The sequence below is a fragment of the Enterobacter cloacae complex sp. S2 genome, assembly GCF_015159675.1.
Classification (GTDB): domain Bacteria; phylum Pseudomonadota; class Gammaproteobacteria; order Enterobacterales; family Enterobacteriaceae; genus Enterobacter; species Enterobacter intestinihominis.
Genome location: NZ_JADDTS010000032.1, coordinates 105247 through 118905 on the forward strand (window position 1 = coordinate 105247; position 13659 = coordinate 118905).

Sequence of the window (13659 nt, forward strand, 5' to 3'; positions counted from 1 at the left end):
AGTGTGCAGACATGAAAAAAATTCCCTGGGCGTGCGTGGCGCTGACCGCATTGTCGTTATATTCCAGTTCGCTGCTTGCAGCTAACTTTAGCGCGAGTTTTAAAAATACTGATATTCGCGAGTTTATCGATACGGTAGGCCGCAATCTCAATAAAACCATTCTGGTCGATCCGTCCGTCCAGGGAACCGTCTCGGTCCGAACCTACAACGTGCTGACAGAAGATGAGTACTATCAATTCTTTCTGAGCGTGCTGGATCTCTACGGCCTGTCGGTGATCCCGATGGACAACGGCATGGTCAAAGTGGTGCGCTCAAGCGTGGCGCGTACCGCCGGTGCGCCGCTGGCAGACAGCAAAAATCCGGGCAAAGGTGACGAGATCATCACCCGCGTGGTGCGCATGGAAAACGTGCCTGTTCGTGAGCTGGCCCCGCTGCTGCGTCAGCTCAACGATGCCACCGGTATCGGGAACGTGGTCCACTTTGAGCCGTCCAACGTCCTGCTGTTAACCGGTAAAGCCTCGGTGGTGAACCGGCTGGTGGATCTGGTGCAGCGCGTCGATAAAGACGGCATCCAGCGTCGCGAAATCATCCCGCTGCGCTTTGCGTCCGCCAAAGAACTCTCGGAGATGTTGAATAACCTCAACAATGAAGAACAGAAAGGGCAGAACGCGCCGCAGCTGGCGACTAAAGTCGTCGCGGATGACGAAACCAACAGCCTGGTGATCAGAGGCGCGGAAGATGCGCGGGCGCGCACCCGTTCCCTTATTCATCAGCTGGATCGTGAGCAGAATAACGAGGGCAATACCCGCGTCTTCTACCTCAAGTATGCCAGCGCCACCAAAGTGGTGCCGGTTCTCACCGGGATTGGTGAGCAGCTGAATGACAAGCCGGGTGCGGCCAAAGCGAAATCCGCGAGCGCCTCAACCGATCTGAATATTACCGCCGACGAGTCAACCAACTCCCTGGTGATCACCGCACAGCCTAACGTGATGAACTCCCTCGAGAAAGTGATCGACAAGCTGGATATTCGCCGTCCGCAGGTGCTGGTGGAAGCGATCATTGCCGAAGTGCAGGACGGTAACGGCCTGGATCTTGGCGTGCAGTGGACCAGCAAGCACGGCGGGGTGCAGTTTGGCTCCACCGGCCTGCCAATCAGCCAGATTAAAAATGGCACCATGAAAGGGGCAAGTTTCACTGGCCTTGCGACCGGTTTCTTTAACGGTGACTTCGGTGCGCTGGTGACCGCGCTTTCCACCGACGGCAAAAATGACATCCTCTCAACGCCAAGCGTGGTCACGCTGGATAACAAAGAAGCGTCGTTCAACGTCGGTCAGGATGTGCCGGTGCTTTCCGGTTCGCAAACCACCAGCGGCGACAACGTCTTTAACTCGGTTGAGCGTAAAACCGTAGGGACCAAGCTGAAGATTGTGCCGCAGATTAACGATGGCGACATGATCCATCTGAAGATTGAGCAGGAAGTGTCGAGTGTCGACAACAGCGCGACGGAAGACTCCAGCCTCGGCCCAACCTTCAACACGCGCACGATTAATAACGAAGTGATGGTCCACAGTGGTCAGACGGTGGTGCTCGGCGGTCTGATGGAAAATGTGACCAAACAGTCCGTGTCCAAAGTGCCCCTGCTCGGCGATATCCCGCTGGTCGGTCAGCTGTTCCGCTACACCTCGCAGGATACTTCCAAACGCAACCTGATGGTGTTTATTCATACCACCGTCCTGCGTGACGACGACAACTACAGCGCGGCCTCGAAAGAGAAATATGACCAGATCCGGGTGCGCCAGATGCAGCGAGTGGAGGAGAAAAAGCTCGGTATTGTTGAGCCGACTGACAACGCCGTCCTGCCCGCGTTTCCCTCTGCAAGCACTGGCGCCGCACCGGTGAAAACCAGCGCCACGCGCAATCCGTTTAAAGAATAGCGCGGAGGGGTAACGTGGACGAACTGAGTAAAACACTGTGTAGCAGCAGCTACGCAAAAGATAACGGCGTTCTGTTTTACAACAATGATGTCTATATCCGGGACGACACTCCTGCGCATGCTCTGCTGGAGGTGCGCCGGGTGCTGGGCCGTGCTTTCATCCCCGTCACTGTGACGCCGGAAGCGTTTGACGAGATGCTGGCCAAAATCTGGCAGCAGAGCAGCGGCGTGTCGCAGCAACTGGTGGACGACATGGACGCGGATATCGATCTGATGGCCTTAACCGAGGAGATCCCGGATAACGAAGATCTGCTCGATAACGACGAAAACTCACCGGTGATCCGCCTGATCAACGCCATTCTCGGCGAGGCGGTGAAGGACGGCGCGTCGGATATTCATATCGAAACCTTCGAGCGCACGCTGAGCATCCGCTTTCGTGTTGACGGCGTGCTGCGCCCGGTGTTGCAACCGGCGCGTAAGCTCGCGCCGCTGCTGGTGTCGCGTATTAAGGTGATGTCGAAACTCGACATCGCCGAGAAACGTCTTCCCCAGGATGGACGTATCTCCCTGCGCATCGGCCGCAAGGCCATCGATGTGCGTGTGTCGACCATTCCGTCCCAGTACGGCGAGCGCGTGGTCATGCGCCTGCTCGATAAAAGCAATCTCAAGCCCGACATCAACAAGCTTGGGCTGATTGATGAAGAGCTGGAGAAGCTGAAAGGGCTGATTGACCGCCCGCACGGGATCATCCTCGTTACCGGCCCGACGGGTTCCGGTAAAAGTACCACGCTGTACGCCATTCTTTCGGCGCTGAACGGTCACGAGCGCAACATTCTGACCGTGGAAGACCCGATCGAATACGAGCTGGAAGGCGTGGGGCAGACGCAGGTTAACCCGCGCGTGGACATGACCTTTGCCCGCGGGCTGCGCGCGATTCTGCGTCAGGACCCGGACGTGGTGATGATCGGGGAAATTCGCGACGGTGAGACCGCCCAGATCGCGGTGCAGGCGTCGCTGACCGGTCACCTGGTGATGTCGACGCTGCACACCAACAGTGCCGCTGGGGCGATAACCCGTCTGCGGGATATGGGGCTGGAGTCGTTTTTAATCGGTTCATCGCTGCTCGGTGTCATTGCCCAGCGTCTGGTGCGTCGGCTGTGTACGCACTGCCGGACCACCAGTCCGCTGGATGCCAATGAAAAAGCGTTGTTCAGCTTTATGGACGCGCCACCAAAAGCGATTTATCGCGCGGTGGGGTGTGAACACTGCCGTCAGAGCGGCTATCAGGGCCGCGCCGGTATTCATGAGTTTCTGGTGGTGGACAGTACCATGCGCCGCGCCATCCATGAAGATAAGGACGAAATGTCCATCGAAACGCAGCTCTTTAAGCAGGCCTACAGCCTGCGTGAAAACGGGCTGCTGAAGGTGATCGGCGGCTTGACGTCTCTGGAAGAAGTCATGCGCGTCTCCGCCGAGCGTGGGGGGGATGCGTAATGGCTTTCTACGCCTGGACGGCGACGAGTGCCGCGGGAAAAACCCAGCGCGGGACGTTACAGGCCGAGGGGCAGAAGCAGGTTCGCCAGTGGCTTCGCGAGCAAAAGCTGATGCCCGTGAGCATCACCGAAACCCGCGAAACGGCGACAGGCGGGAAAGCGAAAACCGGGGCGAAGCTCTCTACCCCGGTGCTGTCGATGTTTACCCGTCAGCTTTCGACGCTGGTGAACGCCGCGCTGCCGCTGGAAAGTGCGCTGAAGGCGATCTCTAAGCAGACGGAAGATAAAAAGCTGGCGGCGATGGTGATGGAGATCCGCGAGAAGGTGGTCGAGGGGCATACGCTGTTCGACGCCTTTAGCCAGTTTCCACGCACCTTCGACAAACTCTACTGCACGCTGGTGATGGCCGGTGAGAAGACCGGCCATCTGGGCGACGTGCTGGAGAAGCTGGCGGAGTACAACGAGCAGCGTCAGAAGATGAAAAGCAAGCTGACGCAGGCGATGGTCTACCCGATTACCCTCACCGTGGTCGCTATCGCGGTGATCGGCATTCTGCTGGTGGCGGTGGTGCCGCAGGTGATTGAGCAGTTTACCCACATGAAACAGCAACTGCCGATCACCACCCGGACGCTGATTGCGGTAAGTGATTTCCTGCAAGCCTGGGGTATCTATATTGTCGGCAGCCTGGCGGGGGCGTTCGTCGGCTTCAAAACCTGGGTGCGAAACGTGAAAAACCGTTTTCGCTGGCACAGCTGGCTGGTGAACGGCTCGCCGATTAAAAAGCTGGTGTGCGCCATCAACAGCGCCCGCTATATCCGTACCCTGAGCATTTTGCAGGCCAGCAGCGTGCCGCTGCTGGAGGGAATGTATATCGCGATGGACGGTATTGAAAATCTCTATGCCCGTCAGGTGCTTGAGCAGGCCGCCGATACCGTACGTCAGGGGGCGTCGCTGTATGCGGCGCTGGAACAGGCGAAATTATTCCCGCCAACCATGCTGTATATGATTGCCTCCGGTGAAGAGAGCGGGGAATTAGGTAATTTAATGGATCGCGCGGCAGAAAATCAGGAATCGGCATTACAGCATCGAATTACATTAACGCTGTCGGTATTTGAACCGGCGCTGGTGGTATCCATGGCGACGATTGTTTTATTCATCGTTCTTTCAATATTACAACCGCTTCTGCAACTTAATAATATGGTAGGTTAAATCATGGCTCTAAAACGTAAAAACCTGGCTCGCCAGGCGGGCTTCACATTGCTCGAATTAATGGTGGTGATTGTTATTCTTGGCGTTCTGGCGAGTATGGTAGTGCCAAACTTAATGGGTAATAAAGAAAAAGCGGATACGCAAAAGGCGACCAGCGATATTGTCGCGCTCGAAGGCTCGCTGGATATGTATAAGCTGGACAACCACCGCTACCCGACCACAGAGCAGGGTTTGCAGGCGCTGGTGACGAAGCCGGAAATCGCACCAATCCCGAACGGCTATCGCGCGGATGGCTATATTCGCCGCCTGCCGCAGGATCCATGGGGCAGCGATTATATTCTGGTCAGCCCAGGTGAACACGGTGCGGTGGACATTTTCTCTGCGGGTCCGGACGGCGAAGCGAATACTGCCGATGACATTACCAACTGGTCTCTGGATAAGAACGAGAAGTAATGAAAAATCAACGCGGCTTTACGTTGCTGGAAATTATTCTGGCGCTGGTGATATTTGCCAGCTGCGCCATGATGGTGGTGTCCACCATTCCTTCGCGCAGCGGCGCGGATATATTTGGCCAGCAATTAAAAGCGCTCGTTGATTATGGTTCAGACCGTGCGGTGATGGACGGAAATATTGTCGGGCTGGTGATCGCCACTGATAAATATCAGCTGGTGACGATCGCGGATAAAAATGGCGAGCGTCACTGGGTGCCATTATCTGCCGGACGTATTACCACCAAAGGTGATTTTCCGGAAGAGATGCACGTGTCGCTCTCGCCGCAGCGCCTGGCCGCGACGGTGGCGTCCGAGCCACAGGTGATCTTTTTACCGGACGGTGAAATCAGCCGCTTTACGCTGACGCTGCAAAGTTACGACAAACAGCACCATTTCCGCGTGGTGTCGCAGGGTGCGGCGCCGGTATCGGTAGAAAACGATGGCTAACGACAACACAAAGCAAAAGGGGATGACGCTGCTGGAGGTGATGGTCGCGCTGGTGATTTTCTCCACCGCCGCGCTGGCGCTAATGAACTCGGTCTCCCTGAACGTGCGTTTTACCCATGGCTTGGCCGATACCTTGCAGGCCAGTTGGGTGGCGGAAAATCAGCTGGCGGAAGCGCAACTCACCAAAACCGACTTCCCGGATGCTGAGCAGCAGGGGACGGAAATCATGGGCGGGCGCAGCTGGAACTGGCGTAAGCAGCGGGTGAAAACCGCCGACAACGGCTGGGCGAACTCCATTCGCGTCTATGCGGAAGGCGATGAGAGCCAGCCGGTTGTTTCCCTGCACATCATTCCGCCGGGAGAGAGCAAGTGAAGAAAACGCGACGCCAGCGCGGATTTACCCTGCTGGAGATCATGATTGCGCTGACTATTTTCGCGGTAATCAGCACCCTGGCCTGGCAAATTCTGGACGGCGCGATGCGTACCAGCTCGGCCACCGATGCCAGCGCCGCTAAGCTCAACCAGCTTCAGCGCGGCTGGAGTCTGATGGAGCGCGATTTTTTCCAGCTACAGGCGCGAGCGCCGCGTAATGAGCCAGATCTGTTCCGTCAGGAGGGCGATGCCCTTGAACTGACCACCCTGAATGGCGTGAGCGGAACGGTCCAGCTGGAGCGCGTACGCTGGCGGCTGGAAGAGGGGCGTTTGTACCGCGACGTCTGGCCGGTCATTGACGGCCCGGTGGACGTTAAGCCTGACGAAGTGCCGATTGTCAGCGGCGTAAAAGCATTGCAGTGGCGGTTTTATCGTCAGGGCTGGCAGACAGCCTGGCACGACGCCGCCCATCTGCCGGACGGCGTGGAGGTCACGTTGACGATGGAAAACGGGGATACCTGGCGCTGGGTGTTCACCACGCCGGGGGATATGCCGGAGGTGGCCGCTGCCGCAGCCCCAGAGAAAGCCGCCGACGCGCCTGCGACGACTCCGGACGCAGCCCCTGCGCCTTCGCCGGAGACCAGACCATGAACCGAATCCGTCAACAAAAGGGCGTCGCCCTGCTGGTGGTGCTGATTTTGCTGGTGATGATGTCGGCGCTGGCCGCCAAAATCAGCCAGCAGTTCTGCCGTAATTTGCAGAAAACGCATTATCAGATAAGCCAGCAGCAGCTGCGCTGGGCGATGCAGGCCCAGGAAAAAGTGGTGAAGGACAGGTTACAGACCGATGCCAGCGGCGAGAGCAAGCCGCTGGCGCTGGATGGCGACTGGCATCAGCCGCTGGAGACGCAGGGAGAAGACTACACGGTCGTGAGCCAGGTGGAAGACGCTCAGGACTGCTTTAACGTCAATAACCTGTTGACCGCCGACGTCGCGCCCCAGGGGCAAAGCGCTCCCGCGGTGGCGGAAAAACCGCGTAAAGAGCGGATTGTTGAACAACTCCTGACGGAAAGCGGGCTCAGTCCGGGCACGGCGGAGGCGGTCTATTTCCAGCTGGTGGATTATCTCGATGGTGACAGCACCACGGCGAAAGAGGGTGCCGAAAGCGATGCGTGGGCTGGCGTCGTGCCCGCCCGGCAACCGGCAAACCAGATGATGCGCAGCATCGCGGAGATCAAACTGCTGCCAGCGTTCCCGGTTACGGCATATCCGAAGGTGAGCAAGCTGTTATGCGTGCTGCCGGACGCCGCCAGCAAGGTGGACGTTAACACCCTGCAACCGGAACAGGCCGCTGTGCTGGCGGCCATGTTTCCGGGAAAATTCACGCAGGATGACGCCGTTCGTCTGCTGGATACACGTCCGGAATCGGGCTGGGAAAATATGGACGCGTTCAGCAAAGCGCTGGAGCAGACCTTCCCGCAGTTAAAAGACGATCTCCCGCAGGTGGCAGATCAATTTTCTATAAACAGCCGGTACTTCCGCGTGAATTACAGCGGCAATACCGATGAATTAACGCTTCGCGTGGTCAGCCAGCTTCAGATGAATAACGAAGCCGGTGAGATCGTAACGTGGCAGCGTCGTTACCGAATGATTGAATAAGAAAAGTAGAACGTTATGAAACAGGTACTTTTTGTTCGCCCCGACAGCCGCGAGGGCGGGAAAATAATGTGCTGTGAGTCCGGCAGCGAGCGCGTCGAGGTGCTCGACAGCCTGGAGATGCTGGCCGAACACCCGCTGGCTACACGCGTTTGTCTCCTGCTGCCCGCCAGCGACATGATTTTCCGCCATTTCACGCTGCCGAAAAAGGTGGCTTCTCAGGCGATGGCCTTCTCGTGGATGGCGGAAGAGACGCTGATTGGCGACGTTGACAACCTCCACTGGACAGTGCTCTACAAAAAAGGCGCTGACGTCGACGCCGTTGCCATTGACGCCGACCGCCTGCGTGCGGCATTGACCCGCTGTCACGAGGCCGGATTAAACGTGATTCAGGCCCTGCCTGATGCCTGGCTGCTGCCCGTGGCGGCAGGGGGCAGCACGCTGGTCGCACAGGATAAAGGCTACTGGCTGCGTTTATCTCCCCACGTGGCGGGTGAAATGGAGGGAACCCTGCTGCCGCTGTTGATGCAGAAAGCCGGAGACGGGGAAGTGTGTTGCTACGGCGACGCGCCTGCGGACGTTCACGTTGACGTACAGCATGCCTGGCAGCATCCGCTGGTGCTGATCCAGCCGCAGTGGAAAACCTGTCGTGTGAATCTGCTTCACGGTGAATTCAGCCTTAAGGCCGGTCATGTCCAGACCGCAAAAAGCATGAAAGCAGCGATGATAGCGGCGGGCCTGCTGTCCGTTGGTCTGCTGCTGGGGCCGCGCATTGCGATGGCCTGGATGCTGGTGCAGCAGGAAAATCGGGTTCAGCAGGAGATCGTTCAGGTTTATCAGCACCATTTCCCCAGCATGCGCCAGCAGACCAATATCAAATATCACTTTGGCCAAAGCCTGAAAAAACAGAGCAAGGGGTTCTTTCTTCAGCTTGAGGAGCTGGAGAAAGCCCGGCAGTCAGTCCCTGCGATGGAGATCGATCTGCTGGAATACGATGCGCAGCAAAACACCCTGACGCTGAGCGTTAGCGCGCAAAGCCAGCCCGCGTTGCAGGCGTTTGTGAACCAGACCAGTGAGAATTTTGATTTTACCTTACAACCTGTTTCAACAACCGAACCGTATACCGCCATGATCGCAGGGAAACATAAATGAAAGAGCGAATCGCGCAGCTGAAATCACGCTATCAGAATTACAGCGCCCGGGAAAAAATCATTTTAAAAATATGTGCCGTTGCCATTGTGGGGGCTGCGGTGTATTACACAGGAGTAATTCCCCTGGATAATATGATCCAAAATAGTAAATCGACGCTTAAAAGACAAAAAGAGACGCTTAACTGGATGCGCAGTGAAATTGATAAAAATCATCTTCAGGTCCAGTTAGTTAAAACGAATAATCTGCGTACGGTGGTCGAGAACAGCGCTCATGAAATTAATCTTTCACTGACGGATGTGCGCCAGGAGGGGCAAACTTTATCGTTCGTGGTGAATCGGGTAAATGTATATGAATTAAAAAGCTGGCTGCGTGAAATTAATCAGACCTCCGGCGTGACATTGCAAAAAATAAACCTCACGCCGGTTGACCACCTCAGCGATGTGAAAGCACAGGTGCAGCTTACCTGGTCAAAAAGCGCATGAATACCTTCACGCTGATGCGGGAGGCCTGTCCGCTCGGTTTCCCGATGATGAGTGCTATCCTGGGCGGGATTATGGGCAGTTTTCTCGGCGTTGTTGCCGAGCGCGTACCGGGAATGGTGATGGATGAGGAGGGGAGCGGCAATCTGCTCTTTCCTGCCTCGCACTGCCCGGTGTGTCAGCACACGCTTGCTGCATGGGAAAATATCCCGCTGCTCAGTTGGCTGTTATTACGGGGGCGCTGCCACCAGTGCGGCAGCGCGATCCCACTGCGACTCTTTTTGGTGGAACTGTTCTCCGCGCTGTTTTTTGGCATCACGGCCTGGTGCATGCCGGACGTTCAGGCGCTGTTCTCTTTGTGGTTACTGGCGGCTTTTTTACTGCCGCTGGCCATGATCGACTGGCAGCATCAGTTGTTGCCGGACTGCCTGACCCAGCCGCTGCTGTGGGCGGGGTTAGTGCTCCATGCTATTGACCACACATTGCCGCTACGTGATGCGCTGTTTGGCGCGGTGGCGGGCTATCTGTCGCTCTGGCTGCTCTACTGGGCTTTTCGTCTGATCGCCGGACGAGAAGGGCTGGGTTACGGGGATTTTAAGCTACTGGCGGCGCTGGGCGCCTGGTGCGGCTGGCAGGCATTACCCTCCATTGAACTGGCAGCAGCGTTAAGCGGTATTGTCGGTTATTTCGCCGTCAATAATTTAAATAAAAATAACCTCACTATTTCTTTTGGTCCTTACCTCGCCTTTTCTGGAATCGTGGTGTTTATTAGTCAGCAGTTTGCTTTCACATTTTAAATATACTGGTCAAGGTTTTTTATAAATCTTTTTGATGCTGGGAGAGAAGGACGACTCTTTACGCTCGGTGTATCGTAGGAGATATAAGCTACACGGGATTTGGCTTGTATCTTTTTATGGAGGAATACAGCGCAGCAACAATTTTTTGTTCACGGCACTCACGTTGGTTAAATACGCATTACGCGAAACGCATCCATGATCTCACGGAAGGCATGGGTTATTACGTTATAAATAAATTTATCAGGAAATAAAAATGAAATTTATGAAACCAAAATATCTGGCGCTCTTTATTGCGGCGGCCACCAGCTCCGCATTTGCAGCTGCGCCGGGTACGCCTTCTATTACATCGGGCAATGATAAATTTGCGCTGGTAGAAGTGGATCAGGCGGCACAGGATTACAACAACCTCATCAAAGTGCATAAAGAGGGTGTTGATGTAAAAGTGGAATGGAACGTCTGGAGCGGTGACGCCCCAACGTCTGCAAAAGTGCTGCTGGACGGCAAGACCGTCTGGACCGGCGCGGGCAGCGCGGCGGGTTCTGCGACCTTCAAAGTCAAAAAAGGGGGCCGCTATCAGGAACAGGTCGAACTGTGTAACGACAGCGGCTGTACCAAAAGCGCAAGCAAACTGATTATCGTGGCGGATACCGACGGAAGCCATTTGCTGCCGCTGAATACGCCGCTGCTGGAAAATAACAAAGCTTTCGCTCAGCATACCGATAAAGTCGTCGGTGCCTATTTCCCTGAGTGGGGCGTTTACGATCGAAACTTCTCTGCGGATAAGATCCCGGTCGCGAACATTAACCACCTGCTGTACGGCTTTATTCCAATTTGCGGCGGTGACGGTATTAACGACAGCGCCAAATCTTCAGGTGCACTGGAATCCCTGAAACGCGCCTGTGCTGGCCGTCAGGACTACACCGTGGCCATTCACGATCCATGGGCTGCGTTGCAGAAACCGCAGAAAGGCGTAAGCAACTGGGACGATCCCTACAAAGGTAACTATGGGCAGCTGATGGCGATGAAAAAAGCCCATCCTGACCTGAAAATTCTGCCATCCATTGGTGGCTGGACCCTGTCCGATCCGTTCTATCAGATGGATAACAAAGTACTGCGTGACCGTTTCGTGGCGTCGGTAAAAGACTTCCTGACCACCTGGAAAGTGTTTGACGGCGTGGATATTGACTGGGAATTCCCGGGCGGCGGCGGTGAAAACGCCAAACTCGGCAATCCTCAGACCGATAAAGCCACCTACACCGCGCTGATGCACGACCTGCGTCAGATGCTGAATGAACTGTCTGCGGAAACCGGTCGTACCTACGAGCTGACTACTGCAATCGGTGCCGGTAAAGATAAGATCGAAGACGTGGACTATAACACCACGCAGCAGTACCTCGACCATATCTTCCTGATGAGCTACGACTTCTACGGTGCCTGGAGCAATACCGATCTGGGCCACCAGACCGCCCTGTACGGTGCTTCCTGGAAACCAGACACTAACTACACCACCGATAACGCGGTGAAAGCGATGCTGGAGCAGGGCGTTAAGCCAGGCAAGATCGTGGTAGGCGCAGGTATGTATGGCCGCGGCTGGACCGGCGTTCATGGTTATACCGGCGATAATCCATTTACCGGCACCGCAACCGGACCAATTAAAGGGACATGGGAAAACGGTATCGTTGACTATCGTCAAATCGTCAACCAGATGCTGGGCAAACCGGGCTGGGAATACAAATATGACGAAGCGGCTGAAGCGCCGTACGTGTTCAACAAGTCCACCGGTGAGCTGGTGACGTACGATAACGCCCGTTCCGTTATGGCGAAAGGCAAATACGTACTGAACAAAAACCTGGGCGGACTGTTCGCATGGTCTATCGAGTCTGATAACGGCGATATCCTGAACGCCATGAACGAAAGCCTGCTGGGCGGAAGTTCCATCCCGGATCTGCCTGTTGAGACTAACCATGCGCCAGTGGCTTCAGCTGCCGATCAAAATGTCACCGGTCCTGCAACCGTGACCCTGGATGGCTCTGCTTCCAGCGACCAGGACGACGATGCGCTGACCTATAAATGGACGCAGGTTTCAGGCCCTTCTGTGACCATCGCCAATAGCACCAAAGCAAAAGCCAGCTTTAGCGTTCCGGCTGTGACAAGCGACCAGAACCTGGTCTTCCGTTTGACCGTAACCGACGCTAAAGGGCTGAGCAATGCTGTTGACGTCCAGGTTGTGAATAAAGCGCCTAAAGCCAACCAGGCGCCGGTAATCAATGCTATGGAAGCCGTTACCGTTCAGTCCGGTGAAGCAATTTCTCTGCACGCGCAGGCATCCGATCCTGATGGTGACGCGCTGACCTACAGCTGGAGCGTACCGGCTGATATGAACGCGACCGGCACTGATTCGGCCAACGTTCGCATCACTGCGCCAGAAGTGCACAATACTTCTTCCTACACCCTGAGCGTTATTGTGACGGACGGTAAAACCAGCGTGCAGTCTGACGTGCAGGTGACGGTGGAGCCTAAGCCAGCTGACGAGGTAACGCCTCCTGCCGATGACGTCACACCACCGGCTGACGACGTAACCCCTCCAGCTGACGACGTAACCCCTCCAGCTGATGATACCGCCGGCAGCTGCGACGCACCTGTCGATGCCAACGCCAGCAAATACGCTGCGTGGGACGCGAGCAAAATCTATAACAACGGCGATACCGTAAGCTTCGACCACCTCGTGTGGAAAGCGAAATACTGGACTCAGGGCAATCAGCCTGGCTTCGGTATGGACGCGTGGGAGCTGGTAAGCAACGTGACGATGAACTGGCGTTCTGACCTGGTCTACAACGGCGGCGACACCACCACCTATGAAGGTAACGTTTACCGTGCGAAATGGTGGACCCGTGGTGATAACCCAGCAAATAGCGACGTATGGGTAAAAGAAGGCGCATCAACAGATTGCAAATAATTTAACCCATTAATTACTCCCCCCTTCTGAGGGGAAGTAATTAGAAATTCATTTACAGGATGTTTCTAAGGAGAAATAACCAATAAAGTCAGCAGGTAAAAATGAAAAAGCTCATTTTGTTGTTATTAATAATAAGCCAGGGTGCTCTGGCAAACTGTTGGGATAAAGCGGCGCGTTATTATCATGTCGACCCTTATTTACTCTACGCGATAGCGAATGTGGAATCCGGTATGAATCCGTACGCGGTTGGGAAAAACCGCGATGGCACGCGGGATGTCGGGCTGATGCAAATCAACAGCTCGCATTTTACCGCGCTGGAAAGCAGAGGCATCGATGAGTATCGCTTAATGACCGAGCCGTGTACCTCCATCATGGTGGGTGCCTCCATTCTCTCCGGAATGATAAGAGTATATGGCTATAACTGGGAAGCGGTAGGCGCTTATAACGCCGGGTTGAAGAAAGAGAATTATCCGCAGCGGATGAAATATGCCCATAAGGTCTGGGCTAAATATCAGCAATTAAAATTAGCAGCACGTGATTAACGTTTTTTATTTTTGAAGAATTCCTGAAGGTGTTCTTCGAAAAGTGAAAACAGCTGAATGTGGTTTATGTATTAACGGAATAATACCTAAGCCGGGATATTAACATTCAATTTGAAACGAACAGGAAAACTGA

The 13659-nt window shown here is 55.2% G+C and carries 13 protein-coding genes; all 13 read left to right on the forward strand.

Annotated features, from left to right (window positions below):
- Positions 1-11: 11 nt before the first annotated feature.
- The 13 genes from gspD (at position 12) to iagB (ending at position 13526) form a co-directional block, all read left to right on the forward strand.
- Positions 12-1934 carry a type II secretion system secretin GspD gene (gene gspD, locus IPZ49_RS15120; protein WP_063146170.1) on the forward strand — a complete coding sequence of 641 codons (1923 nt, stop codon included), beginning with the start codon at positions 12-14 and terminating at the stop codon, positions 1932-1934.
- 14 nt (positions 1935-1948) lie between these two features.
- Entirely contained in the window at positions 1949-3427 is a 1479-nt protein-coding gene (gene gspE, locus IPZ49_RS15125; protein WP_063146169.1) for a type II secretion system ATPase GspE, read from the forward strand.
- On the forward strand, positions 3427-4635 hold the full coding sequence (gene gspF, locus IPZ49_RS15130; RefSeq protein ID WP_032624561.1) for a type II secretion system inner membrane protein GspF: 1209 nt from the start codon (positions 3427-3429) through the stop codon (positions 4633-4635). The genes gspE and gspF overlap by 1 nt, the downstream gene beginning before the upstream one ends.
- Before the next feature lie 3 nt (positions 4636-4638).
- On the forward strand, positions 4639-5088 hold the full coding sequence (gene gspG, locus IPZ49_RS15135; RefSeq protein ID WP_023299696.1) for a type II secretion system major pseudopilin GspG: 450 nt from the start codon (positions 4639-4641) through the stop codon (positions 5086-5088).
- Positions 5088-5573, forward strand: a complete 486-nt coding sequence (gene gspH, locus IPZ49_RS15140) for a type II secretion system minor pseudopilin GspH (protein ID WP_023299697.1) — start codon at positions 5088-5090, stop codon at positions 5571-5573. Before gspG ends, gspH begins: the two co-directional genes overlap by 1 nt.
- Positions 5566-5946 (forward strand): type II secretion system minor pseudopilin GspI, encoded by a 381-nt coding sequence (gspI, locus tag IPZ49_RS15145; RefSeq protein ID WP_045308510.1) that lies wholly within the window; start codon positions 5566-5568, stop codon positions 5944-5946. The genes gspH and gspI overlap by 8 nt, the downstream gene beginning before the upstream one ends.
- The gene (gspJ, locus tag IPZ49_RS15150; RefSeq protein WP_058646189.1) at positions 5943-6596 is read left to right on the forward strand and encodes a type II secretion system minor pseudopilin GspJ; all 654 of its coding nucleotides are present in this window, start codon (positions 5943-5945) and stop codon (positions 6594-6596) included. Before gspI ends, gspJ begins: the two co-directional genes overlap by 4 nt.
- Positions 6593-7603: a type II secretion system minor pseudopilin GspK gene (gspK, locus tag IPZ49_RS15155; RefSeq protein WP_063146167.1), complete on the forward strand. Its 1011-nt coding sequence runs from the start codon at positions 6593-6595 to the stop codon at positions 7601-7603. Before gspJ ends, gspK begins: the two co-directional genes overlap by 4 nt.
- Positions 7604-7618: 15 nt before the next feature.
- Positions 7619-8752 carry a type II secretion system protein GspL gene (gene gspL / locus IPZ49_RS15160; protein WP_063146166.1) on the forward strand — a complete coding sequence of 378 codons (1134 nt, stop codon included), beginning with the start codon at positions 7619-7621 and terminating at the stop codon, positions 8750-8752.
- Positions 8749-9234 (forward strand): type II secretion system protein GspM, encoded by a 486-nt coding sequence (gene gspM / locus IPZ49_RS15165; RefSeq protein WP_063146165.1) that lies wholly within the window; start codon positions 8749-8751, stop codon positions 9232-9234. Before gspL ends, gspM begins: the two co-directional genes overlap by 4 nt.
- Entirely contained in the window at positions 9231-10028 is a 798-nt protein-coding gene (locus tag IPZ49_RS15170; RefSeq protein ID WP_023299702.1) for an A24 family peptidase, read from the forward strand. The genes gspM and IPZ49_RS15170 overlap by 4 nt, the downstream gene beginning before the upstream one ends.
- 253 nt (positions 10029-10281) lie before the next feature.
- Positions 10282-12984 (forward strand): glycosyl hydrolase family 18 protein, encoded by a 2703-nt coding sequence (locus IPZ49_RS15175; protein ID WP_063146164.1) that lies wholly within the window; start codon positions 10282-10284, stop codon positions 12982-12984.
- Between the two features lie 101 nt (positions 12985-13085).
- Positions 13086-13526: a type III secretion system invasion protein IagB gene (iagB, locus tag IPZ49_RS15180; protein WP_023299704.1), complete on the forward strand. Its 441-nt coding sequence runs from the start codon at positions 13086-13088 to the stop codon at positions 13524-13526.
- Positions 13527-13659 lie beyond the last annotated feature (133 nt).